A 25,270-nucleotide genomic window follows, 5' to 3' on the forward strand; every position below is an offset into this window, starting at 1 on the left:
GGGGATCAGACCTGGCCGGCCTTCTCCAGCGCGGAACAGCAGGTGTCCACCAGCAGGCGGGTCACCGTGTACGGGTCGACGTTGGCGTTCGGGCGGCGGTCCTCGATGTAGCCCTTGCCGTCCTTCTCGACCTGCCACGGGATACGGACCGAGGCGCCGCGGTTGGAGACGCCGTAGGAGTACTTGTCCCACGGGGCGGTCTCGTGCAGACCGGTCAGGCGGTCGTCGATGCCGGCGCCGTAGTTCTTGACGTGGTCGAGCGGCTTGGAGCCCTCACCGAGCGACTCGCACGCGGTGATGATCGCGTCGTAGCCCTCGCGCATCGCCTTGGTGGAGAAGTTGGTGTGCGCGCCGGCACCGTTCCAGTCACCCTTGACCGGCTTGGGGTCGAGGGTGGCGGAGACGCCGAAGTCCTCGGCGGTGCGGTAGAGCAGCCAGCGGGCCACCCACAGCTGGTCCGAGACCTCGAGCGGGGCGAGCGGGCCGACCTGGAACTCCCACTGGCCGGGCATGACCTCGGCGTTGATGCCGGAGATGCCGAGGCCGGCCTTCAGGCAGTTGTCGAGGTGGGCCTCGACGACGTCACGGCCGAAGATCTCGTCGGCGCCGACGCCGCAGTAGTAGCCGCCCTGCGGGGCCGGGAAGCCCCCCTTGGGGAAGCCGAGCGGGTAGCCGTCCTTGAAGAAGGTGTACTCCTGCTCGATGCCGAAGATCGGCTCCTGTGCGGCGAACTTCTCGGCGACCTCGACGAGCGCGGCGCGGGTGTTGGTGGCGTGCGGGGTGAGGTCGATGTTCAGGACCTCGCACAGGACCAGGATGTCGTCACCGCCGCGGATCGGGTCCGGGCAGGAGAAGACCGGCTTGAGCACACAGTCCGAGGCGTGGCCCTCGGCCTGGTTGGTGGAGGACCCGTCGAAGCCCCAGATCGGCAGCTCGGCACCCTTGGCGTCGTCGGAGAGGATCTTCGTCTTCGAACGCAGCTTGGCCGTCGGCTCGGTGCCGTCGATCCAGATGTACTCAGCCTTGAAGCTCACGGGCCACATCCTTCGGGGTGGGTCTGGGCGCACTTGCGGGTGCTGCGGCGCTGCGGCACTGGGGCGCCGCGGTTGTTTGCCCGGCAGCCTGTCAACAGGCGATTTCCCGATCATTGCCCGAGTGTGAACCCCGTGTTACCTGGTGGTGCTGTGGTGCGCATCACGGTGTGAGCACGCCCGGCCCGGCCCGGAGTCGCCGTTCGCGGTCGCAAGACGGACGCGTGCACGCGCGCGTACGGCGACTCGGTGTGCGAGGGGCCGCGAACTCGTGAGCGGCGGAGTCCGACTCGTATGCGAGGGGAGTGACGGAGGACCGCGCGGGCACGCCGGCCGTCAGCCCGTCTCGGCCGCCGCCTCCCGGACGCCGTCCAGGAAGCCGCGGATCGCCGCCAGTTCCCGCTCGTCGTGGCCCCGCAGCAGCTCCACCGCCCGCCCGATGAGCGGGCCGAAGAAGGCCTGGCCGAGCTCCACGGCCCGCTCGTCCACCTCGACGACCACCTGCCGCCGGTCCGTCCGGCCGCGCACCCGCCGCACATGACCGGCGCGCTCCAGGCGGTCGATCACGGCGGTCGTCCCGGCCGAGTTCAGCCCGAGCGTCCCGCCGAGCCGCCCCGCCGTCATCTCCTCGTCCGCCCGCCGCGCGTCCATGAGCGCGATCAGCGCACGGACATCGGTCGGGTGCATGCCGTTGCGGTTCGCGAACCGGGCGCTGTACAGGCTCAGCTCGACCGTCACCGCCCGCAGCAGGTGGACGATCTCCATTTCCGGACCTTCGGCCGCCATGGGTGCTCCTCCGAGGCTATTATCTCGCTCATCGAGTATCTCGCTGAACGAGATAATAGGGGAGGTGAGGCGTGATGCCCGGGTACGACAGCGACGCGTTCCGTGCGGCCTACGACAAGGTCCTGGCCAAGTGGCCCGCCGACCGGGAGGCGGTGACCGTCCCCACGCCCTTCGGTCCGGCGTACGTCAACGTCTGCGGCCCACGCGACGCGGCCCCGCTGGTGCTCCTGCCGGGAGGCGGGGGAGCGACTTCGGCGTCCTGGTACGCGCAGGCCGGCGAGCTGGGGCGGGAGCGGCGGGTGTACGCCGTGGACCTGGTCGGCGCGGCGGGGCGGAGCGGGACGGACGGGGGACGGGCGCCGCGGACGGTCGCGGATCTCGTCGTCTGGCTGGACGCCGTCCTCGACGGCCTCGGCGTCCGGGCGACGTCCCTGGGCGGGCACTCCTACGGCGCCTGGATCGCCCTGCACTACGCCCTGCGCGCGCCCGGCCGCGTACGCCGCCTGTTCCTCCTCGACCCCACCCAGTGCTTCGCCGGGTACCGGACGGCGTACCTGCTGCGCGCCCTGCCGATGCTGCTGCGGCCCACCCCGCGCCGGGTACGGGCCTTTCTGGAGTGGGAGACCGGGACGGGGAAGGATCTCGCCCCCGACTGGCTGCGTCTTCAGGAGGCGGCCGCGGGCTTCCCGTCCGCGAAGCCGGTGACCGGCCCGCGTCCGGCGCCTCAGGCGCTGCGGGCCCTGGACATGCCGGTCCTGCTGTTCGTGGCCGCGAACAGCAGGACCCATGACACGTACGAGGTGACGGCTCGGGCGGGCGAGGTGCTGCGGAACGCCGTGACGGTCGTCCTGCCGGACGTGTCACATCACGCGCTGCCGCACGCCGCGCCCCCCGAACTGGGCCGCCGCCTCAGGGAGTTTCTCGTCTGAGCGTCACCCCACCTTCTCGATCACGGCCCGGCGGATCAGGAACTTGCCGGGCTCACGGACCTGTTCGAAGGCCGCGTTGTTCAGCAGCACACAGCTGCCGGAGACCGAGGTCACCTCGACCGTCGTGGACTTGTTGTTGTCCAGGTTGGTGACCTTCAGCTTCGTCCCCGCCGGGAACTGGTTGCTGGACGCGGCCGGGGTGCCGCCCTCGCCGGAGAGAGTGACGGTGGAGCCGTTGCAGACCTGCTGGCCGGAGGCGGCGCCACCGCCGGTGTTCCCGGTGTTTCCGGCGTTTCCGTTGTCACCGGCATTCCCGGTGTCTCCGGCATTCCCGGCGGGGGCGCTCTGGGCCGGTGGCTGGGCGGACTGCGCCGGCTGCGTCGCCTGGGAGCCCTGAGCCGACTCCCCAACGACGCACCCCGACGCCTTCTGCTGCACCTTGATCTGCTCGATGACGGCCTCGCGGTTGCTGATCCGGGCCGCGGACTGCGCGTCCGGGTTGGCCCGTTGGCCGTCGATGAACCGCTGGTTGTTGCCGAGGGCGGTGGCGAGACCCTGGCAGACGGACGATTCGGCGGCCGTCTGCGGGGGCTGCGCGGCGTTCGACGTGGCCGCCATGACGAAGGCGCCGCCTCCTGCCACCGTCGCGGCACTCACCAACAGGGCGAGCTTCTTCTTCGTGCTGAGAGTTCTCCTGCGCGACATGCGCGCCTCCTGAGAGGTAGGGGAGCGTACGCCGCTATGTACGAGATACCGAACGAGGTTACTCAGCGGTTACAGGAGTCAACTGAAGTGACCTGCCTCACAAGGTCAGTGAGGATCTGTCACTCCTCCCCGTCCTTCCCGTCCTCGTAGGCCACCACCGTGTCGTCGACGTGTCGCAGCAACCCCTCGGTCTGGGCGGTGAGTTCGGCCTCCCCGGTCTCGGCGCCGTCGCCCCACTGGCCGTTGGCGAACACCACCGAACGGACGGTCATCAGCCGTCGGAAGACCCCGGCCGAGCCGGGCGGCACCGTCGGCAGGCCGGCCTGCGGGGGCGGGTCGAGCGAGACCACCTGGTAGGTCACCGGGTCCATGGAGGCCATCATGAACACGCGCGAGGCGTCCTCGACCCGCGCGAAGCTCAGCACGGACACCGTGATCTGCGAGCGCCGGTCGGCGTCCGTGAACAGCGCCGCCGTCAACCGGGCGCACTCCTCGCCCTGTTCCATGAGTTCGGCCAGCTCGGGTGACATGCCCCGGGCGCAGTCGGTGGTGGTGGCGAGGTCCACGCGTGTGTACCGGGAGCCGTCCTTCAGTTGGACGACCGTCCGCGGGAACGCCTGCTCCGGGCGGATGACCGGCCGGGCGAGCAGGGAGGGCAGGGCGCTCGGGGCATCGGAGGGGAGGGCGACGTCGACGGAGGGCACGGCGGGGCCCGAGGGCGAGGCCGGGGCGGTCGTGGTCGCCGGCGGGGCGGCCGAGGCGGGCTCGCCGCCGTCGTCCCCGCCCGTCGTCATCATCACGGCGCCGGCGGCGATGGCGGCGGCGAGGACGGCGCCGGTTCCGGCGGCGACCGCCCGCCGGGTCCGCCGGCGCCTGCGTATCCGCTCCAGGTCGGCCACGTACTGGGCGTAGGGGTCGGGTGGCGGCGTGGCCGGTCCGTACGGGAATCCTTGATCACCGAAGGTCATGGCGGCGGAGGGTAACAGCGCGGAACACCTCAACTCCCCTCTGCCGACAAACCATTGCCGACCGGACTAACGGGACAGGGCGTCCCGTACGGCCTCCTCCGTGCGGGCCACGACCGCCGTGCCGTCGTCGGCGGTGATGATCGGGCGCTGGATCAGCTTGGGATGCTCGGCGAGGGCCGCGATCCAGCGGTCGCGCGAGGCGGCGTCCCGCGGCCACTCCTGCAGACCCAGCTCCTTGGCCGCGGCCTCCTGCGTGCGGGTGATGTCCCACGGCTCCAGGTTCAGACGGTCGAGTACGTCCCTGATCTCGTCCTCGGTCGGTACGTCCTCCAGGTAGCGGCGGACGGTGTAGTCGGCGCCCTCGGCGTCGAGCAGGGTGAGTGCGCTGCGGCACTTGGAACAGGCGGGGTTGATCCAGATCTCCATGCGGCTCACGGTAGCCGGAGGGTGTCGAGGTGCCCGGAAACTCGTTCTTCCCGTGCGTCACTGCGACCCCGAAAGCCCTTGTGGCCAGGGGCTTTTGTCAGTGGGGGGCGGTAGAATAGAAGCAGTGTTCGAGGGTTCCGCCGGAGGTTCCGGGTCGGGACCCTGACCGCGACAGGAGGATGCCTGTGCCCGCTGCCGCACTCAAGCCGAAGCCGCTGCCGACCCAGTCCACCGCGAAGCGTCCCGTCCAACTCGACCTCCCCTACGCGCCCGTGGAGAAGCGGGCGCTGCCGGCGGGACGCCCGCGCGAGTGGTACGTCTCGCACAACCGTCGCCTCAAGGCGATGCGTCTTGCCATCGCCCTCCTCGACTCGGGCGTCTACCTGCCGGGGCAGGCCCGCAACGAGAGGATCCGTGACACGGCTCGACTGATCGGCGTTCACCCGCCGTCGGACACGACGTGCCACATGGTGCGGGCGTTGATGAGGTACTCGCGGTAAGCGGGGTGGGGGGGGGGGGGGGGGCCGGGCGCCCCCCCCCCCCCCCCCCCCCCCCCCCGGGGGGGGGGGGCGGCCCCCCCGGGGCCCCCCCCCCCCCGGCGGCGGGGGGGGGGGCGGGGGGGCCCCCCCCGCCGCCCCCCCCCCCCCCGGCGAGGTGCTCAGCAGGGGTCGCGCAGATCCTGGGACCGAGTCCGGCGGCTCCCGCTCACATCCGGGCGTACGGCTGGGGGGACAGCGTCTCGAACGGGAGCCGGACGGTGGTGGCCGTCCCGGTGTCCGCGTCGGACGTGCGCAGGGCGGCCAGTTCCTCCGCCGTCAGCGCGCGCCGCACGAGGCGGAACTCGTCCAGGGAGCCCTTGAACCGGTCGGAGCCGTCCGGCTTGGCCCCCAGATGGAGACCGAGCACCGCGAAGCCGTCCTCGTACGTCACCGAGCCGGCCGGAGCCGCGGCCTCCCCGGGCGGCCCGCCGTCCACCGACAGGCTCAGCTTCCCGCCTGAGCGCTGGAGCACCACATGGTGCCAGGCGCCGTCACCGAAGGCGTGGGCGGCGCTGCCGTCGCCGGCGTAGACGGTGGTGATGGCCGTGTCGGTCTGCAGCACGGCCGCCAGCCGGTCCTGGCCCGGCTGGGCCCGCAGCCACAGCTGCCGTTCGGCGCCGCCGACGCCGTACGCCCAGAAGACGACCTGGTTGGCGCTCGTCTGGCTCGCCGTGTAGCGCAGCCAGGTCGCCACGGTGAAGTCACGGGAGCCGAGGGCCTCGTCCGCGCCGTAGGGCAGCTCCACGGAGTCGTCCGTGCCGTCCAGCGGAAGCCCGGCGCCGAACCTGCCGCCGCCCGCCGCGGGCCGGGCTCCGCCCCGCACGAAGGCGTGGTTGCAGTGCACCGACGAGTCCGGGGTCGCCGGGCCCGCGGCCGGTCTGACCACCTGGTGGGCCTCGGTGTGGCCGTTCTCCATCGACCACGACAGGGCGGGCCGGTCGCCCGGGTAGCCGCCCCCGGAGCCGACGGCGGACTGCGCGATCCTGGTCAGCTCGGTCGCCGTGAACGCGCGCTGGTAGAGCCGGGCTTCGTCCAGGGAACCGGTGAACACATCGAGGTTGCCCGGCTTCGAGCCGACCCTCAGCCCCTGCGGCGTCGTGCTGGAGGTGAGCGCACCGGACAGCCCGCTCGCCTCGGCGGCCGTGCTTCCGTCGACGCTCAGCCGCAGCGTGCCACCGCTTCGGGTGACCGCCAGCAGATGCCAGGCGCCGTCCCCGAAGGCGGCCGACGGGCCGGTGTCGCCGAGCGCCACCTGCACCGCGCCCGCGGGTGTCTCGGCCCAGGCGAGCAGCCGCCGCTGGGACGGCTGCGCCCGCACCCACAGCGAGGGCTCGCCGGTCACCGAGCCGTAGGCCCACAGCAGCGCGGCGTTCGCGTCGGTCTCGGTCAGGGTGTGCCGGAACCACAGGGTGTAGGTGAAGTCGCCGGCGCCGACGTCGAGGGTCGGCAGATACGGCACCTCGACACCGGGACGGGACGCCGAGACGGAGATCGCGCCCTTGCCGACCCGGCCGGCCACCTCACCGGGCACCCCGCCGAGCAGGGTGCCGTCGGCGCAGTGCCCCGAGACGTCGTCCTCGATCGCGACCGAGGTCAGCGCGGGCACATCGGCCGTGTCGACCACCTGGAACGGCAGCCGCACACCGAGCGAACCGTCCGCGGAGGGGGCCGCGTTCGCCGTGCGCAACTCGGTGATCTGGGCATCCGTCAGCGCGCCGCGGTACATGCGGAACTCGTCCAGACCGCCGCTGAAGGGGTCGCCGGCCGCCGTCTCCGGCTTGGCCCCGAGCCGGATCCCGTCGACACCGACGGCGCGGTCGGCGCTGACCGACCCGGCCACCCCGGTGGCCTGCGCCGAGGCCGTGCCGTCCACCGAGAGCGTGATCCGTCCGCCGCCGCGCACCAGCGTCAGATGGTGCCAGGCGTCGTCGCCGAAGGCGGTCGACGGGCCGGGGTCGGTCAGGGCGACGGAGGCGCTGCCGCCGGTGCCCTGCACCCAGGCGTAGAGCCGGTTCTGGCCGGGCTGGGCGCGCACCCACACCTGCGGTTCCGCCGCGCCGTACCCGTAGGCCCACATCAGGACCCGCTGCTGGGTCTCGCCGGGCTGCGCCTTGTACTTGAAGAACAGCGAGTAGGTGAAGTCGCCGTCGCCCGGGTCGATCCCCGGCGTGTACGGCACGTCGGCGTACTCGCCGGTGGCGTCGAGGGCCAGGCCCTGACCCCAACGGCCGGCGCCGAGCGCCGAACCCCCGGCGAGATGGGCGTCGTCGGCGTCCGGCGTGGCGTCAGGAGTGGTGCGGCCCGCAGCCGTTGAGGCCTGCGGATGCACCTTGCCGGTGAAGGTGCCCGGCACACCGGCCGCCGCCGGGGTGAAGCGGTTGAAGTAGATGTTGGCCGCGGAGAAGCCGTCGCCGCCCTCGTAGACCAGGCCGATCTCGCCGTCGGTCAGCTCCACCAGGTCCGAGTAGCCGGCCCGCTTGGCGTTGATCTGCGCGGCGTCGTGCCAGGTGGCGCCGCGGTCCGTGGAGTAGCGGATCCGCATGTTCTGGCGGTCCGTCGGGTGCGAGGGCGCCGAGAGGACGAGCGTGTCACCGGGCCTGGCCCGGTACGTCTGCTCCAGCGCCAGGACCGACGCCTGCACCTCGGGCGTGGTGAGCGAGGGCACGACCTGCTGCGCGGGCACGGTCGCGCCGGAGTCGGTGCTGACGGCGTGCGTACGGTGCCCGGACGAAACACCGTTGTTGTTGCGGGCGTTGATGTAGATGTTCCCGTTGTCGAGTTCCGCGACGGTCGGCTCGCCCGGCATCAATCCGGGCCCGAAGGAGTCGGCCGTGGCGCTCGCGAACCACTCGTCGCCGTTGTCGCTGTAGAGCACACCGACGAGCTGGGGATCCTGACCGGGCTGTGGCGGGGACTCGTACGCCCCCACCACCAGCCGGCCCGCCTTGTCGCCCCGCTTGAGCTGGATGCCGTGCGCGGGGCCGGTGCCGAACCAGCCGTCCTGCGGGTTCGACAGCCGCGGCAGCGGCTTCGGCGCGCCGAAGGTCAGCCCGTCGTCCGTGCTGCGCTGGATCCGCGGCAGCCGTTTGCCGCCCGGCTCGGACGGTTCCGACGTGGAGAGCAGATGGACGTCGCCGGTGCGCAGGTCGGCCACGGGGGAGGGGTTGCCGCGCGTGTAGGGCGTCTCCGGGTCGGTGTCGCTGCCGGCGAGCACCACGCGGACGGGGCCCCAGGTGCGGCCGCCGTTGGTGGAGCGGCGGACGACGATGTCGATGGCACCCCGGTCGGCGCAGGAGGGCGAGCGGCGGGCCTCGGCGAAGGCGAGCAGTGTGCCCGCCTTCGTACGGGTGATCGTGGGGATGCGGAAACAGCCGTACCCGGCGGTTCCGGAGCGGAAGAGGATCTGTTCGGTCCCGATGAGGCCGTCGGCCGACAGCTGTGTGCCGCTCGCGACGGCGGGCGGGGCGACGGCGCCGAGGAGGACCAGGGTCAGGGTGACGAGGGCGGCGCCGAGGCCGCGTATGCGTAGCCGGGACACGGCGGTGCAGACCTTTCTGGTGCGGTGAGGCCCCGACGAGGCCCCGCGGTGAGGCTCTGGCCGTAAGCGGAAGGCCGCCCGGCCCCGCCCCGCCCCGCGCCGAGGGTACGGAAGGAGACGGGGCGGAGCGGGCGGCGGTGGAGGCGGGGCGTGGCGGCCGCCGGGCCGCCACGGCCTCCTCGGTGGTGTGATCACTTGGCCGGCGGCGCGGTCAGCTCGCTGCCCTGGAAGTCCGGCGCGTCGGCCTCGGCGCGCATCGCGCTGAACGAGGCGGTCAGCTGGACCTGGTAGATGCGGGTCTGGTTGTCGGCGGTACGGAACGTGTAGGCCCAGGTCGGACCGGTGGGGCCGGTGTAGGTGAAGGCGGTCGGCTCGGTGGCCGAGGCTTCGAAGCTCACCTGCTGCCAGGCGCGCCAGGCACCGCTGCCCTGGCTGGTCTCGCCGGTGTTGTGGACCGTGCCGTCGGTGCCGCGGACGACGACCTCGGTGAGGCCGGTCAGCGGGGAGATGACGGCGCTGGGGGAACCCTGCGCGGTGACGCCGGCGACGGTCTCCCAGGTCCCGTAGGCCCCGCCCTCGGCGGCCTGGGCGGCGGTGACCACGTTGCCGTTCGGGTCCGTGGCGAAGACGCGGATGCGGTAGCCGGGGTAGACGACGACGGACGGCGTGCCGGCGACGGCCTGGGCGCCCATGCCGGTCCACGCCGAGAGCGTGCCTGCCTCCTTGAAGAGCGCGGTGGAGAGGGTGCCGTCGGCCTTCCTGCCGAAGAGCTGGATGCCGTCGCGCACGGTGACAGCGGTGAGGGGGCCGGTGAAGCCGGTGCCGGAGAGCGGCATCCAGCCCATGAAGTCGACGTTGGCGCGCTGCTGGATGCGGTACCAGGGCTTGCCGCTCGCGTCGAGGGCGAACTGGGTCATCAGCCCGCCGGGGGTCTTGCCGGTGACGGCGTGCTGCTTCATGGCGCCCGCCAGATCGATCCAGTTGCCCCAGTCGGCGGCGCTCTTGGCGGTCTGGTTGCGCTGCCAGACGCTGCCGGAGGTGTTGTGCGCGGTGACGACGACGCGGCCGTCGGTGTGCGCGGAGAGCGAGGGCCGGCCGGTGAAGGCCTCCTGGCCGGAGATCACCGTCCACTGGGTGCCGTTGAAGTCGGCCGGGTCGGTGCGGCCGTGGACCAGGCGGCCGATGTTGTCGGTGTAGGCGAGCTCCAGCTTGCCGTCGGGCGCCTGCATGACGGAGTTGGGGGTGTACGACTCCAGCGGCACCGGGGTCGCCGCGGGCGTGTGGTTGACGTTGAGCTTGCAGATGTCGGGCCCCGCCGAGACCGAGACGTAGCCGGCCCAGCCGGACGCCTCGACCTGCTTGTTGTAGACGGGCCAGTCGCGGATGTCCTCGTCGAAGCGGTAGTACGCGACCGCGCCGCTGCCCTTGACGCGGAACAGCGTGTCACCGCCGTACGACGGCATGAACTTGGTGTCGCTCCAGTCGGCGGCGGACTCCAGCACGTGGCGTTCGATCCAGCGCTGGCTGGTGTAGTCGTAGCGCGAGCGGTAGAGCTTGCCGTCGGTGGCGTCACGGCCGTAGATGACGCCGCGGTCGCCCGCGTAGATGGCGTCGTAGTTCCAGCCCATGTCGACGATCTTGCCGCTGCCCTCGACGAACTCGTTGGCGGTCGCGTCGTAGCGGTACCAGCGCAGGTCGTTGGTGGTGCCGGAGAGCGTCCATAGGTAGCCGCCGCGGTCGATGGTGATGTCGTCGATCCGGTCGGCGGCCCTGAACTGGGCGAAGCTGGAGCTGATCTTCCGGTGGTGGACGTCCCAGGTGCTGTTGGAGCTGACCCGGTGGCTGTAGTACAGCCCGTCCGACTTGATGCCGTAGAAGGTCGCGCCGGGGCCGGCGAGCATATGGCCGTAGCCGGTCCAGCTGGTGTCGATGGTGCTGCCCGCGGGCAGGGCGTTGCCGACCGCCGGGTCCGGCATGTCGAATCTGCTGAGCTTGCCGGCGGAGTCCAGGGCGTATGTGGCCCCGTTGGAGCCGCAGGTCAGCGACACGGCAGCCGCTGCGGGAGCGGCGGGCAGTGCGCCGGTGAGCGGAAGCGCGGTCGCCAGGGCCGTGGCCAGAGCAGTGGCGGAGATGAGTGCGCGAGCTGAAATCCGGTTCATGACATGGACGTTAAGCGTCCGAGGGTGAACGCTACCGTTTCAAGAAGGTGAACAAAGATCTTCAAAAAGAATCTCAAAGGTGAACGGCTGGACACAACAGGCCCTGCACCCTGGCCAGTTGGCGCCGGCGCGGATGCCGTGCGAACCGAAACTCCCGGGACCCTGTGCGGCACCGGTTTAACGTTGTGTGAATTCGAGAGGTCCTTCCGTCGAACGATTCTCCCGGCGACCGGTCCATTTCGGCTACCGGCGGAAAATCGCCCTTTGCATCGGCGTTGCCAGGAAGTGCCTGTGAAAAGCCTGTGTCGGCACCGGAGGCGGTGATCACGCAATGGTCACTCTCAGATGAATGATCACGCCGCACGGTCGACAGGGTGAGGGTGGTTCGACAGGCTCCCCTCGATCATTCGTTCGTCCTGTGGGGGAGCCGTGCCGGCGTACCGGACACTCGCGCGCAAGTTCCTGATGCCAAGACTCCTGCGTTCACGCTGGGGCAAGGCCATCGCACTCGCCGTGACAGCGGTCATCGCCGTCGGTTCACTCGGCATCGCCGGGGTGGGGATCCCGCTCTTCCCGGGGAAGCCGGCCGCCGCCAAGGGCCCCGGCCAGCGCTGGGGCAGCGCCGAGGGGCTCAGCCACCTGGCGGGTGGAAGACGCAACGACAACGCGCCGCGGTCCCTGCGCGCCAAGTACCCGCTGAAGAGCCCGCCCGCCGCCCGGCCCACGGCCCGGAAGAACACGGTGGAAGTCACCACTCCGGCCCCCGCGCCGGTCAAGGGCTTCGACCGCGGGACGAGCAAGGAGATCGTCTCGGAGCGGGACGCCCGCAGCCGTACCTACGCCAACGAGGACGGCACCCGCACCAGCGAGATCTCCACCGACCCGATCAACTACCGGGATGAGCAAGGGACCTGGCGGCCCATCGACAGTGAACTGGTCGAGCAGACCGGCGGCTGGGCGAACGCCGCCGACTCCGTGGCCCTGCGCTTCGCCGACCGGGCCGACGCCGGGGAGCTCGCCTCTGTCACCCTGCCCTCCGGTGAGTCCTTCGGCTACGGGCTGAGCGGTGCCGCCTCCGTGCCCGGCACGGCGGACGGTGCCCGCGTCGCCTACGAGCAGGTCCTCCCGGAGACCGACCTCTGGCTCGACTCACAGGCCGGCGGTGTCAAGGAGACGCTCCTCCTGAAGTCGGCCACTGCCCCGAACAGCTTCGTCTTCCCGCTCCACCTGAAGGGCCTCACCGCCAGAATCGACGGCGGATCGATTCTGCTGACCGACGCCGAGGGCCGCACCCGCGCCGTCGTCCCGGCCGGGTTCATGGAGGACGCCGCCCAGGCCGTGTCGCACGCCGTCACGTACGAACTCGTCCAGGGGCAGGGCGGCGGCCAGGCGCTGAAGGTGACCGCCGACCGGGACTGGCTCGCCGACCCGGCCCGTGCCTACCCCGTCCGCATCGACCCCTCCGTCGACACCACGTCCGCCTCCACCTCCATGACGGTCCGCAGCGGCGGCTCCGTCGTCGGCTCCAGCGAACTGCAGGTCGGCAAGGGCCCGGACGGCGCCTCCGCCGCGTACCTCGGCTTCCCCGGACTCGACGAGGAGCTCAGGTACCACCAGATCTTCGGTGTGCAGCTCCAGGTCGTGAACTTCGACTCGGCCTCCTGCAAGCCACGCCCGGTCTCGGTCCACCCCGTGACCCAGTCCTGGACCGCCGGCACGGGCACCGCCTACCCCGGCCCCTCGGTGGGCGGCGCGCTCGCCTCGAAGTCCTTCGCGTACGGCTACATCGGCCTCGGGCAGTCGCGGTCCGCCTGCCCCGCCGCCGGCGAGCTCTTCGACCTCGGCAAGGGCGGCCGCGACCTGGTGCAGCGCTGGGTGAACGGCACCCAGGCCAACAACGGCCTGTCGCTGCGGGCTTCCGCCACCGACTCGCTCGGGTTCAAGAAGTTCACCGGCCACGCCACGGCCAACCCGCCCAAGCTGTACGTCACCCACTCGCCGTACAACGCGTCCTACAGCTTCCCCAAGCCCGTCCCCGACCCGCCGGTGCTGCAGAACCAGGCCGGCAAGGTCAAGGTCTCCGTCACCAACAAGGGCGCCGAGACCTGGACGCCGTCCACCTACTACCTGGCCTACCGGGCGTACGACAAGAAGGGCAAGCTGGTCACCCAGCAGCGCTCGGGCAGCCTCACCGGCAATGTGGCCCGCGGCGCCAAGGCGACCGTCGACGCCACGATCAAGGCGCTCCCGCCGGGCGTCTACATGCTCGACTTCACGATGGTGCGCCAGGGCGGCAAGGTCTTCACCGACGAGCACGTGCCGCCGGGCCGGCTGACCATCCAGGTCTTCGACATCGCTCCGGTGGTCAAGGAGCAGTTCCCGCCGAACGGCTACCAGGCCCAGACGCTGACCCCGCAACTGTGGGCGGCGGGCACCGACATCGACGCGCCGCCCGGCTCCACGCTCCAGTACAAGTTCGAGATCTGCGAGTCGGACAAGGACGGCAAGCCGACCGCCTGCACCACCTCCGCCTATCAGACGAGCTCGGCCTACCCGGTCCCGTCCGGGCGGCTGAAGTGGGGCAAGACCTATCTGTGGCGCGGCTTCGTCAAGGACGCCTCCAACGAGGTGCCCACCGCGCAGGTCGCGCTGGTCGCCGCCGTGCCGCAGCCCGAGATCACCTCACGGCTCTCCGAGGCGCAGGGCAAGGAGTTCGACCCGAACGTCGGCAACTTCACCTCCAGCGCGGTCGACGCCTCCGTCGCCGGCGTCGGCCCCGAGCTCACCCTGATCCGCACCTACAACAGCCTCGACCCACGGCGTGACCTCGCCTTCGGCGCGGGCTGGACGACCCGCTACGACATGCGGCTCACGCCCGACGACGACGGCACGGGCAATGTCGTCATCCGCTACCCCGACGGCCAGGACGTCCGCTTCGGCAAGAACACCGACGGGACCTTCGCCCCGCCGCCCGGCCGCTTCGCCAAGCTGACCTTCGACTCGGCGACCAGCACCTACAAGCTGCAGGACAAGTCCGGTACGACGTACGACTTCAGCTCCTCCGGCCTGCTGGCCAAGATCACCGACCCGTACTCCAACGCGGTCACCTACACCTACAGCGCCGGGAAGCTCTCGACCGCGACGAACACCCGCACCAGCCGCTCGCTGACCTTCACCTGGACCGGCGCGCACGTCACCAGGGTCCAGACGACCGCCGTCGACGGCGCCCCGCTGACCTGGACGTACACCTACACCGGCGACCTGCTGGACAAGGTCTGCGACCCGCTGAACGGCTGCACCCAGTACGCCTACGGCACAGGCAGCCACTACCGCACCACCGTGCTCGACTCCCGCCCCGAGTCGTACTGGCGCCTCGGCGAGGAGGAGGGCACCGCCGCCGACAGCGCCAACGAGGCCAACCTCGGCAAGGACCGCGGCACCTACCAGAACGTCACCCTGAAGGCGACGGGCGCGATCGCCGGCGACCCCGGCACAGCCGCGACCTTCAACGGCACCACCTCGCGGATCGACCTGCCCGCCGGCACGCTGAAGAAGAGCCGTGACGCCGCCGTGGAGGTCTGGTTCAAGACGATCGCCTCCGGCGTCGGCGGACCGCTGGTCGGCTACCAGGACAAGGCCTGGGGCACCGCCCCCGGCACCGGTGTCCCGATGCTGTACGTCGGCACCGACGGAAAGCTGCGCGGCCAGTTCTGGACCGGCACGGTCGAGCCGATCACCGACATCACCAAGAACGTCAACGACGGCCAGTGGCACCACGCGGCGCTGTCCATGTCCGGCTCCACCCAGAGCCTCTACCTGGACGGCAAGCTCTCCGGCACCATCACCGGCAAGCAGCCCCTGCAGACGAACCTCACCCACAACCAGATCGGCGCCGCCCACGCCACCACCCCCGCCTCCTGGCCCGGCTGGGGCTCCACCGCCGCCAAGTCCTTCGCGGGCACCATCGACGACGTCGCCGTCTACCACCACCCGCTGGGCTCCGCGGCCGTCACGGCCCACTACCGCGAGGCCGGCCGGACCGCCGACGTCCTGACGAGGACGACGCTGCCGAGCGGCCGGGTCGCCTCCGAGGTCCAGTACGACGCCTCGCGCGACCGGGTCGACGAGTACACCGACCGCAACGGCGGCACCTGGAAGATCGGCGCCCCCGCGGTCTTCGGCAACGACCGGGACCTGCGCCGCACCGTCGAGGTCCACGACCCGATGGACGCCCCGTACTTCTACGAGTACGACGGACTGTCCTCGCGACTGCTGCGCTACGGCGAGCCGATGGCCCTCGGCGCCCGCGAGTCCGCCACCGCCTCCCCGTCCCCGTCACCCACCGACCCCGGCCAGATCTGCACCCAACCCGACCCGGGAGACCCGGCGTTCTGCACCAATCCGCCCGGTGACGGCGGCAGCGAGCCGGACTTCATCCGGCACCCCGTCGACGGCGTCGCCATCCGCCTCTTCGAGTACGACGACAACGGGTTCCAGACCGGGATCGTCAGCGAGAACGGCGACAAGGTCACTCTCGGCTACGACGACCGCGGCAATGTGACCAGCCGCACCACCTGCCGGGCCGCGGGCTCCTGCCAGACCTCGTACACCACCTACCCGGTGGCGACGGGCGACTTCGACCTGCGGGGCGACCAGCCCTCGGAGACCCGGGACGGCCGCTCGTCCGGCCCCACCGACAACCGCTTCCGCACCCAGTACTCGTACAACACCAGCGGTGCCCTGCTCACCCAGACCGCCCCCGACGGCGGCACGGCCAGGAACACCTACACGACCGGCGCCGAACCGGCCGTCGGCGGCGGCAACACGCCCACCGGGCTGCCGCTGACCACCGCCGACCCCCGCGGGAAGGTCACCCGCTACCAGTACTACAAGAACGGCGACCTGGCCTGGGTGACCGAGCCGTCCGGGCGGGTCACCAAGTACACGTACGACGCGCTGGGCCGAAAGCTCAGCGAGACCGTCGTCACGGACGCCTACCCGGCCGGCACCACGTCGACGTTCACCTATGACAAGCTCTCCAGGGTCGCCACGCTCACCGACCCGGCGGCCACCAACGTCGTCACCAGCGGCAAGCACCAGCAGAAGACCACCACGACCTACGACGCCGACGGCAACGTGGTGCGCACCGAGATCAGCGACCTGCTGGGCGGCGACGCCACGCGCGTGATGGCCTTCGAGCTCGACGACCACGGCCGACCGGAACGGGTCACCGACGCCGAGGGCAACGAGACGACGTACACCTACGACGTCTTCGGCAACAAGACCTCGATGGTGGACGCGAACGGCAACCACTTCGACTACGTCTACACCGCGCGCAACATGATGGCCGAGACCCGGCTGCGCGACTGGGACGACGACGGGGGCGACGGCGACTACACCGTCCTGCAGTCGTACGCCTACGACATGGGCGGCCGGCTCGTCCGGCACACCGACTCGATGGGCCGCTCGCTGATCTACCAGTACTACGGCGACGACCTGGTCAAGTCCATCACGCTGAAGGACTTCCACAACCCCGACGGCACCAAGCGCGACATCGTCGTGGAGTCCAACACCTACGACGGTGCCGGCAACGTCCTGACCGAGACGAGCGCCAACGGCAAGCTCGTCACCGAGTACACCTACGACGCGGTCGGCCGGGTGAAGTCCGAGGTCATGGACCCCGGCGGGCTGGCCAGGCGCACCACCTACACCTACGACCTCGCCGGCAACGTGGAGACGACCGCCTCCAGCGGTTCTCCCTCCAACGTCCCCTGGCCGGTGAGCGTCACCGGCGACTCCGTCCGCTACCAGTACGACGACGCGGGCAACGTCACCCACGAGACCGTCGAGAACGGCACCGACTCGCGGACCACCGTCTACACCTACGACGACCGCGGACTCGCCACGTCCAAGACGGACCCGGCGGGCAACAAGGCCGAGTACGGCTACGACGAGCTCGGCCGGGCGACCTCCGTCACCGCGCCCGAGGTCCAGACCGAGTCCGGCGGCGGCGCCCCCGCCACCTCCCGGCCCACCACCTTCACCGGGTACGACACCTTCGGCGCGGTCACCGAGTCGGTCGACGCGCTCGGCCGCACCAACCGCACCGTCTACGACCGGCTCGGCCGCGCGGTCACCGCGACCGCGCCCGCCTACACCGCGCCCGGATCGTCGCAGACCGTCGCCCCGACCGTCACCAACAAGTACGACGCGCTCGGCAACGTCACCGAGACGACCGACCCGCTCGGCCGCGTGACGAAGTTCGAGTACGACCGCCAGAACCGGCTCACCGTCAAGGACGTGCCCGTCGGCACCGGCGACGAGCGCGCGCAGTGGAAGTACACGTACACCCGCACCGGAGAGCTGCTGTCGGTCACCGACCCGACCGGCGCCCGCGCCGAGACGACGTACGACGACCTCGACCGCCCGGTCACCACCACCCAGATCGAGCGCAAGCCCGTGCCCGGCGCCTTCACCACCCGCAACGAGTACGACGACGCGGGCAACGTGCTGAAGCAGACCTCGCCGAGCGGCGCGGTCAGCCAGTACACCTACGACGGGCTCAGCCAGCTGACCAGGCTGCAGGAGCCGAGCGGCGCCGTCACCCAGCTCGGCTACGACGCCTCGGGCCGCGAGGTGCGCCACACCGACGGCATGGGCCGCACCTCGGCGAAGATCTACGACCAGCTCGGCCAGCTCGTCCAGGACCAGGACCTGGACCCGGCCAACAGCCAGCTGCGCAAGGTGAGTTACACCTACGACAAGGCGGGCAACCTGGTCACGTCGACCAACCCGCTGAACCGTACGACGACGTACACGTACGACGCGCTCAACCGGCTCACCAGCCAGACCGAGCCGGTCTCCGACACAAAGTCCATCACCACGTCCTTCGGCTACGACGCGCTCGGCAACCGCACCCGCTACACCGACGGCCGCGGGAACACGACGATCTACACGGTCAACACGCTCGGCCTCGCCGAGTCGGTCATCGAGCCCTCGACGGCCCGCGACCCGGCGCCCGAGGCGCGCACCTGGACCACCGCGTACGACGCCCTCGGCCAGCCGGTGAAGCTCACCGCGCCCGGCAACGTGGTCCGCGAGCGCGAGTACGACAAGGCCGGCCAGCTGGTCCACGAGACCGGCACGGGCGCCGAAGTGGCCACCCCCGAGAAGCGGTTCCAGTACGACCCGGCGGGCCGGCTGGTCAAGGCCGCGTCCCCGAAGGGCGACAACACCTACGAGTACAACGACCGGGGCGGACTGCTGAAGGCGACCGGACCGTCCGGCGACGCCACGTACGAGTACAACAGCGACGGCCTGCTCACCAGCCGCACCGACGCGGCCGGCACCGCCGTCTTCACCTACGCCAAGCAGCAGTTGGCCTCGGCGACCGACCCGCTGACCGGTGTGCGGCAGAGCTACACCTACGACGGCGCGGGCGTGGTCAAGAAGGTCGACTACGGCGCGGGCCAGTCCCGCTCCTTCACCTACGACGACCTCGGCCGACTCGACACCGACACGCTGAAGAACAGCGCCGGCCAGACGATGGCGTCGACCGACTACGGCTACGACACCAACGACCAGCTCACGTCGAAGACCACGGCCGGCACGGCCAAGGCAGGGACCAGCACCTACGGCTACGACCAGGCAGGCCGCCTGACCTCCTGGACGGCCGACGGCACGACGACGGAGTACGGCTGGGACGACAGCGGCAACCGCGTGAAGAACGGCGGCAAGACCGCCACCTTCGACGAGCGCAACCGGCTGCTGTCCGACGGCGACTACACCTACGACCACACACCGCGCGGCACACTGGAGACCCGTACCAGCTCGGGCCTGACGGAGAAGTTCACCTTCGACGCCTTCGACCGGATGGTGAAGGCGGGCGAGTCGGGCACGGAGTACACCTACGACTCGATGGACCGTGTCGCGGCCCGCAACGGCGTGGACTTCAGCTACGCCGGCTTCACACCGGACCCGGTCAAGGACCAGACGTCGACGTACGGCCGCGGCGCCGCCGACGAGCTCATGGCGGTCGCCGAGAACGGCGGCACGGCCCGGCTCACGCTGGAGGACAAGCACGGGGACGTCGTCGGCGACATGTCGGCGACGAACGGCGCGGCGACGGCCCTGGACCAGTCCACGGCCTTCGACCCCTTCGGCCAGGTCCGCGGCACCGCGAGCGCCGAGGGCGTGGACGGCAACGTCGGCTACCAGGGCGACTGGACCGACCCGGACACCGCCCAGGTCAACATGCACGCCCGCTGGTACGACCCGGGCACCGGCGTCTTCGACTCCCGCGACGACTACCAGTCCACCTCGGGCGCGTCGATCCTCGCGAACCGGTACACGTACGGCGCCGGCGCTCCGATGGACTACACCGACCCCGACGGCCACTTCCCGTGCTTCGGCTGGGGCTGGTGCGAGAAGAAGACGAAGGCCGTCGTCAAGACGGTCAAGAACTCCTGGGTCTACAAGAAGGCGCGGTCCGTCTGGCACGGCGTGCAGTGGGCCTGGCGCAACCCGGGGGCCGCGCTCAGCAAGGCGCTGAGCTATGTCGGCAAGGCCGCCGGCTACCTGTACCGCAAGTCGGGCCTGAAGACGGTCGTCGACGCCACCGTCAACGCCGTCAGGTGGGTGGGGCAGAAGACGGGCTTCACCCAGTGGGCCCGCGAGAAGGCGAGACAAGCCGCCCGGGCGGCCTACCAGGCCAAGGTCTACATCACGAAGAAGGCCAGATCAGCGGCCTCCTACGCGGCCAAACACAACCCGATCCCACAGATCGTCGCCGCGGCCAAGCCCCTGATCGCGGTCGGCAAGGCCATCGTCACCGGCGACCCCAACCTCCCGGCGATCATCGTCGGCGCGGCCGTCCAGGTCGTCGCCGATGTCGCCAGGACCGTGGACGCCATCCGCGACGAGGTCGTCAAGCAGGTCGGCAGCGTCGTCGAGACCGTCTCGGAGGCGGTCGACTGGGGCGAGGTCTGGGAAGGCGTCAAGACGGTCGCCAACGTCGTCGGCGAGGTCACCGGCTTCAACGACATCAAGAACTGCGTCACCAAGGGCGACATGGAGGCCTGCGCCTGGGCCGCGGCCACGGTCGGCGGAGTCCTGCTCGGCGGCGCCGGCGCGGCGGCCGTGCGGGCGGCGAAGGCCGGACGGATGGCGTCGAAGGCGGCGAAGTACGCGGACGACATCGCCAAGGCGGCGGAGAGAGTCGGCGACACGGTCGACAGGGTCGAGTCTGCGGTCGAGTGCGCGAGCACGGCGATGGACGTGGCCTCGATGGCTTCCGCCAACAGCTTCGTGCCGGGAACCGAAGTCGTCATGGCCGACGGCAGCCGCAAACCCATCGAGAAGGTCGAGGAAGGCGACGAGGTCCTCGCCACCGACCCCACGACCGGCAAGACGACCAAGCAGAAGGTCACCGACACCATCGAGGGCAGGGGCGAGAAGCACCTCGTCAGGCTCACGGTCGACACGGACGGCGACAAGGGCGACGCCACCGACACCATCACCGCGACCACCGGCCACCCCTTCTGGGTCCCCGACCTGAAGAAGTGGCTGAAGGCCGGCGAACTCAAGCCCGGCCAGTGGCTCCAGACCGGCTCCGGCACGTGGGTGCAGGTCGACGCGGTCAGCGCGTGGACACAGCAGGCCGCGGTCTACAACCTGACGGTCGACACGGCGCACACGTACTACGTGGCGGCGGGCGAGACGTCCACCCTCGTTCACAACTGTGGTCCCTCTGCGGATCTGGTCGGATATGCGGACTTCCTGCGCCCGCATTCAAAGAAGCGCGGGGTGATCTACGCGGCGAAGTACACGTCGCCTTCGGGTAAGAGCTACTTCGGCTACAACGGGCACGGTCTGAAGGCGAAGGCTGGAGGGCTCCTCGACCGGATGATCCGTCAGAAGGGCAAGCGCGGCCACGATCAGTGCGCAGAGACGATGTGCATGATTCTTGCTGAGCAGGCAGAAGGCGACTCCGCCTTGATCAACGGCACGATGGAGGTGGTGAAAGTTCGAGGATTGAACTCTGGGGGCACCGCTCACGGCACCCCTGCGACGCCGTGCGCTCACACATGCCAGCCACGTCTCGACTGGGTCGGCATCGACCACGACAAGTAGCCGAGGAGGAGTAGGGGTATGCCCGGCATCAGGAATGAGCAGGCGTTCAGGGAGGCAGCGACGCGTGTGGTCGACCTCGTGTTCACGGACGACGACGCATACCTGGACGCCTTGCCCGAGGTGGTGGAGAGTTCGATCGGGACGCCCCTCGCAGAGGTCTATGTGGCATTGCAGGAGGGACGTCCGCTGGCTGAACTCGAGCGCGCGGTGCGCCTGTTGGTCGACGTAGCTGCTGGCGTGATGTCAGAGATGCCGCCTGAGCTCGCTGAAATGTTGCGAGAGTTGCGGTTCGCTGGGAGAGGCCGAACGTGAGGCGGTCGGAGCTGTGCCGTAAGAGTTGTGCGCCTGATGCTGCGCCGTTTCGGCATGGGCCGACCGGAGGAGGCCTGCTGAGGGGCGTGCCCGGGGTCCGCTGGGGGGAATTGCGCGGTGGCAGGCGCCGGCCCGGGCCATTCCTCAGCTGCTCTCCAAGGTCGCGTGGGGCAGCGAGATGTCTCCCGGCTCGCCATCGACGACCCTGGTGACTGCACGCTGATCGGCGGGCGGCGGGTGGTGCACGCGTGCCTTTCTGCCAGGCGGCCGGCTGCGCCACCTCGTCCTTGGCGAGTTCCTGGCCTGCCGGATCACCAGCTATCTGTTCACACGGGACGCCCCGTGCATCCGGTCGACATGACTCGAAAGAGTGAAGACGGCGGCAAACCCTGACGTCACCGCAGGTCCGCCGCAGTGGACGGCTCGGGAAACCCGAAGGGATGAATGCTCAGCGAACCGCGTCCACGGCCGCGATCGATTCCCCACACTGCCACATACGTATCCACATCCGTGCTCTCCGGCGGGCCTGCGCGGCGCATCGCGTGCACGGCGCCCGATGCGTCCTGACGAGGAGTGCGGGGCGGCGGAGGGGAGGGAAGGGTGCCGCAGCGGCGCACTCCGTTCGGTGACAGGGCCCGTTACTGGTTCGACAGCACGCTGGCCCGCGGTGCCTCCGTCCTCGTCGGCTGGATGGCGCTGCTGTGTCTGGCCATCGTCGTCCCGGCCAGTGCGGTGCTGGTGTGGACCGACCCGCAAGCGCCGGCGCCTCTGACGGACCGGCTGGCGGAGGTGTGGCACCTCACCGGGGAGACACTGCGGCTGGGCGGTGCGAAGGACACGCCCCTGCGAGTGACGATGTCGGTGCTGCTCGCACTGGTCGCTCTGCTGTACGTCTCGACGCTCGTCGGCCTGATCACAACGGCGCTCACGGAGCGCCTCACCGCGTTGCGACGGGGCCGTTCCACCGTGCTCGAACAAGGACACGCCGTGGTTCTGGGGTGGTCGGAGCAGGTCTTCACGGTGGTGAGCGAGCTGGTGGCCGCGGGCGCCAACCAGCGGCGCGCGGCGGTGGCCGTGCTGGCCGACCGGGACAAGACCGCCATGGAGGAGGCCCTGAGCAGGAAGGTGGGCCCCGTCGGCCGTACGCGGCTGATCTGCCGCAGCGGCCCCACCACCGACCCGGCCGTGCTCACCCTGACCAGCCCGGACACGGCCGGTGTCGTGCTGGTCCTGCCCCACGACGAGCCCGACGCCGACGCCGAGGTGGTCAAGACGCTGCTGGCGCTCAGGGCGGCCGTGGCGGGGGAGGGACCCCGTCCGCCCGTCGTCGCCGCCGTCCGGGACGACAGCTACCGCCTGGCAGCCCGTCTCGCCGCCGGACCGGGCGGCGTCGTCCTGGAGAGCGACACCGTCACCGCCCGGCTGATCGTCCAGGCCGCCCGCCGCCCCGGGCTCTCCCTCGTGCACCAGGAACTCCTCGACTTCGCCGGCGACGAGTTCTACCTGATCACCGAGCCGTCCCTGGTCGGCCGCCCGTTCGGCGACGCGCTGCTGTCCTACCCGACGTCGAGCGTCGTCGGGATGATGCGAGGAGACACCCCGCTGCTCAACCCGCCACCGCAGACGCCGATAGCCCCGGACGACGTGCTCATCGTCATCTCCCGTGACGACGACACGGCCTGGCCGGGCGACTGCGCGGAGTTGGTCGAGAAGGCGGCGATGGCGTCCGGTCCTGCGACGCCCGCGAGGCCGGAGCGGGTTCTCCTGCTGGGCTGGAATCGCCGAGCGCCGCTCATGATCGACCAGTTGCGCCGCCGCGCCCGGCCCGGATCCGCCGTCGACGTGGTCGCGGACGGTGGTGAGGCGACGGTCCGGCAGGTGAGCGAGGCCGAGGCGCAGAGCGGCACCGACCTGACCGTGACCCTGCACGACGGCGACGTCACCCGTCCCGAGACCCTCCGACGCCTCGACGTTCACTCCTACGACAGCGTGGTCGTGCTCGGCCAGGACCCCGCTCCCGGACAGCCGCCGGACGACCCCGACAACCGCACGCTCGTCACCCTCCTGCTTCTGCGTCAGCTGGAGGAAGCCGGCGGGCGCGAACTGCCGGTCGTCACCGAACTGATCGACGACCGCAACCGGGCGCTGGCCCCCATCAGCCCCGGAGCCGACGTGATCATCAGTGGCAAGCTCATCGGCCTGCTCATGGCACAGATCTCCCAGAACCGGCACCTGGCAGCGGTGTTCGAGGAACTGTTCTCCGCCGACGGCACCGGGGTTCGACTGCGGCCGGCCACCGACTACGTGCTGCCGGGGCGTGAGACGTCCTTCGCCACAGTCGTGGCCGCGGCACGTCGTCGCGGTGAATGCGCCATCGGTTACCGAAGCCATGACGACTCGTCGACGGGTCCCGGCTACGGCGTGCGGATCAATCCGCCCAAGGCCGAGCGACGCCGCTGGAGGGCCGAGGACGAGGTGGTCGTCGTCGGCAAGGACTGACGGAAGGCTGCGGCGGGACGCGGGGGCGCCGCCCAGCACCTGCGCCCGGGCACGGCAACGCGCTGAGTGTCAGCGGCTCCCGGTCCTGCGAAGCTCGACGAGACGGAGCGGCGGCCTCGGCTCCATCTGCCACGTCTCCGACCCGAACCATCCGGCCCACCGCTACCCGGGTGTCACCTACGCGGCCTCGAAGGCCACGGTCAACATGCTCACCGCAGGCCTTCCCCCACCATGCGGATCAACGCCGTGGCGCCCGGTTTCACGAAGAGGGACCTAACGGGTCCGGCCGCCAGACCGTTACGGCGTGGAGAAGCTGCCTCGCCCCGGAGGCGAGGGGCCGTCGGTGCGGACGCCGCCCGTGACCCGCAGGAACTCCAGCTTTTCCGCGTCGGCGGAACCCGCGGCCACCGTGTAGACGACGAGGCGGATGTCGCAGCCCGGGACGGTGAGCACGTCGCAGTCGCACGTCACCTCGCCGACCTGGGGGTGCAGGATGGTTTTGCGGGCCGAGACGTGCGGTCCGACCGCACCCTCGTCCCACAGTCGGGTGAACTCCGCGCTGGTGGACCTCAGTTCCTCGACGAGGTCGGTCAGGCCACGGTCGCGGGGGTAGTCGACGAGAGCTGTGCGCAGGTCGGCGACGAGGGCGGGGTTCAGGGCGTCGCCGTCCTGGAGCACGGGCCAGGCCGCGAGCCGGCTGGGCCCTGCGGCGAAGACCGCCCGCGCCAGATTCCGCTCGACGTGTGTCCGTGCGCTGGGGTCGCCCAGCAGCACTGCCCATGCCGGGGTCCAGGACAGCAAGGTCCAGTCGGCGCTGAACACGCCCACGGGGAACTCCCCGAGGCGGGCCAGCATCCGCTGGACCCCCGCCGGAACATGCGTGGAGATCGTCCCCTCCTGGGGCGGGAGCAGGCCGGCCAGCCGGTAGGCGTGATCGCGCTCCATGGGCTGCAGCTGCAGTGCCCTGGCCAGGCTCGCGACGACCTGCGCCGAAGGGCTCGTGGCCCGCCCCTGCTCCAGCCGCACCACATAGTCGACCGACAGCCCCGCGAGCTCGGCCAGTTCCTCGCGTCGCAGCCCCACCGCACGTCGTCCGGGCCGCGAAGGCCGCCCGACGTCGAGGGGAGAAAGCCGGTCGCGCCAGCGGCGCAATGCCGTGCCCAGGGTCTCGTCCACTCGGCCATTGTCTCCGCCGGACAGCCGTTGTGCCTGGTACTGGCAGTCCTACCGTCGCAGAGGGCACTGGT

13 protein-coding genes are annotated in these 25,270 nt (G+C 70.8%); 5 read left to right on the forward strand and 8 right to left on the reverse strand.

Annotated elements, in window-relative coordinates; all coding sequences use genetic code 11:
• Positions 1-5: 5 nt before the first annotated feature.
• On the reverse strand, positions 6-1,034 hold the full coding sequence (glnII, locus tag ACPT94_RS04935; RefSeq protein WP_360338875.1) for a glutamine synthetase: 1,029 nt from the start codon (positions 1,032-1,034) through the stop codon (positions 6-8).
• A gap of 333 nt (positions 1,035-1,367) precedes the next feature.
• The gene (locus tag ACPT94_RS04940) at positions 1,368-1,817 is read right to left on the reverse strand and encodes a MarR family winged helix-turn-helix transcriptional regulator (protein WP_425245193.1); all 450 of its coding nucleotides are present in this window, start codon (positions 1,815-1,817) and stop codon (positions 1,368-1,370) included.
• Between the two features lie 74 nt (positions 1,818-1,891).
• Between ACPT94_RS04940 and ACPT94_RS04945 the strand changes: the two genes are divergently transcribed.
• Entirely contained in the window at positions 1,892-2,746 is an 855-nt protein-coding gene (locus ACPT94_RS04945; protein ID WP_425245194.1) for an alpha/beta fold hydrolase, read from the forward strand.
• A gap of 3 nt (positions 2,747-2,749) precedes the next feature.
• On the opposite strand, the gene ACPT94_RS04950 is transcribed toward ACPT94_RS04945, so the two are convergent.
• The 3 genes from ACPT94_RS04950 to ACPT94_RS04960 all read right to left on the reverse strand — a co-directional run bounded on the left by ACPT94_RS04950 (position 2,750) and on the right by ACPT94_RS04960 (position 4,845).
• Positions 2,750-3,451, reverse strand: coding sequence for an RlpA-like double-psi beta-barrel domain-containing protein (locus ACPT94_RS04950; protein WP_425245195.1), 702 nt, complete (start codon positions 3,449-3,451; stop codon positions 2,750-2,752).
• 119 nt (positions 3,452-3,570) lie between these two features.
• The gene (locus ACPT94_RS04955; RefSeq protein ID WP_425245196.1) at positions 3,571-4,419 is read right to left on the reverse strand and encodes a hypothetical protein; all 849 of its coding nucleotides are present in this window, start codon (positions 4,417-4,419) and stop codon (positions 3,571-3,573) included.
• A gap of 66 nt (positions 4,420-4,485) precedes the next feature.
• Entirely contained in the window at positions 4,486-4,845 is a 360-nt protein-coding gene (locus tag ACPT94_RS04960; RefSeq protein ID WP_425245197.1) for an arsenate reductase family protein, read from the reverse strand.
• A 185-nt stretch (positions 4,846-5,030) separates the two neighbouring features.
• Between ACPT94_RS04960 and ACPT94_RS04965 the strand changes: the two genes are divergently transcribed.
• The gene (locus ACPT94_RS04965; RefSeq protein ID WP_360338857.1) at positions 5,031-5,345 is read left to right on the forward strand and encodes a hypothetical protein; all 315 of its coding nucleotides are present in this window, start codon (positions 5,031-5,033) and stop codon (positions 5,343-5,345) included.
• A 205-nt stretch (positions 5,346-5,550) separates the two neighbouring features.
• On the opposite strand, the gene ACPT94_RS04970 is transcribed toward ACPT94_RS04965, so the two are convergent.
• Positions 5,551-8,922, reverse strand: a complete 3,372-nt coding sequence (locus tag ACPT94_RS04970) for a LamG-like jellyroll fold domain-containing protein (protein WP_425245198.1) — start codon at positions 8,920-8,922, stop codon at positions 5,551-5,553.
• 191 nt (positions 8,923-9,113) lie between these two features.
• Positions 9,114-11,081 carry a DUF8189 domain-containing protein gene (locus ACPT94_RS04975; protein ID WP_360351565.1) on the reverse strand — a complete coding sequence of 656 codons (1,968 nt, stop codon included), beginning with the start codon at positions 11,079-11,081 and terminating at the stop codon, positions 9,114-9,116.
• 465 nt (positions 11,082-11,546) lie between these two features.
• Between ACPT94_RS04975 and ACPT94_RS04980 the strand changes: the two genes are divergently transcribed.
• The 3 genes from ACPT94_RS04980 (at position 11,547) to ACPT94_RS04990 (ending at position 24,023) form a co-directional block, all read left to right on the forward strand.
• The gene (locus tag ACPT94_RS04980; RefSeq protein ID WP_425245199.1) at positions 11,547-21,212 is read left to right on the forward strand and encodes a polymorphic toxin-type HINT domain-containing protein; all 9,666 of its coding nucleotides are present in this window, start codon (positions 11,547-11,549) and stop codon (positions 21,210-21,212) included.
• A gap of 18 nt (positions 21,213-21,230) precedes the next feature.
• On the forward strand, positions 21,231-21,524 hold the full coding sequence (locus ACPT94_RS04985) for a hypothetical protein (protein ID WP_360351559.1): 294 nt from the start codon (positions 21,231-21,233) through the stop codon (positions 21,522-21,524).
• A 600-nt stretch (positions 21,525-22,124) separates the two neighbouring features.
• The gene (locus tag ACPT94_RS04990) at positions 22,125-24,023 is read left to right on the forward strand and encodes a CASTOR/POLLUX-related putative ion channel (protein WP_425245200.1); all 1,899 of its coding nucleotides are present in this window, start codon (positions 22,125-22,127) and stop codon (positions 24,021-24,023) included.
• A 297-nt stretch (positions 24,024-24,320) separates the two neighbouring features.
• On the opposite strand, the gene ACPT94_RS04995 is transcribed toward ACPT94_RS04990, so the two are convergent.
• Complete coding sequence (locus ACPT94_RS04995) at positions 24,321-25,199, reverse strand: helix-turn-helix transcriptional regulator (protein ID WP_425245201.1); 879 nt, start codon at positions 25,197-25,199, stop codon at positions 24,321-24,323.
• Between the last annotated feature and the right edge of the window lie 71 nt (positions 25,200-25,270).

It is taken from the genome of Streptomyces aurantiaciflavus, from assembly GCF_049808595.1.
Classification (GTDB): domain Bacteria; phylum Actinomycetota; class Actinomycetes; order Streptomycetales; family Streptomycetaceae; genus Streptomyces.

What these genes read in the sequence shown, in the direction of transcription:
- ACPT94_RS04940 (WP_425245193.1), bottom strand. Translation starts at nt 1,817, where the DNA reads ATGGCGGCCGAAGGTCCGGAAATGGAGATCGTCCACCTGCTGCGGGCG.
- ACPT94_RS04945 (WP_425245194.1), top strand. Translation starts at nt 1,892, where the DNA reads ATGCCCGGGTACGACAGCGACGCGTTCCGTGCGGCCTACGACAAGGTC.
- ACPT94_RS04950 (WP_425245195.1), bottom strand. Translation starts at nt 3,451, where the DNA reads ATGTCGCGCAGGAGAACTCTCAGCACGAAGAAGAAGCTCGCCCTGTTG.
- ACPT94_RS04955 (WP_425245196.1), bottom strand. Translation starts at nt 4,419, where the DNA reads ATGACCTTCGGTGATCAAGGATTCCCGTACGGACCGGCCACGCCGCCA.
- ACPT94_RS04960 (WP_425245197.1), bottom strand. Translation starts at nt 4,845, where the DNA reads ATGGAGATCTGGATCAACCCCGCCTGTTCCAAGTGCCGCAGCGCACTC.
- ACPT94_RS04975 (WP_360351565.1), bottom strand. Translation starts at nt 11,081, where the DNA reads ATGAACCGGATTTCAGCTCGCGCACTCATCTCCGCCACTGCTCTGGCC.
- ACPT94_RS04980 (WP_425245199.1), top strand. Translation starts at nt 11,547, where the DNA reads ATGCCAAGACTCCTGCGTTCACGCTGGGGCAAGGCCATCGCACTCGCC.
- ACPT94_RS04985 (WP_360351559.1), top strand. Translation starts at nt 21,231, where the DNA reads ATGCCCGGCATCAGGAATGAGCAGGCGTTCAGGGAGGCAGCGACGCGT.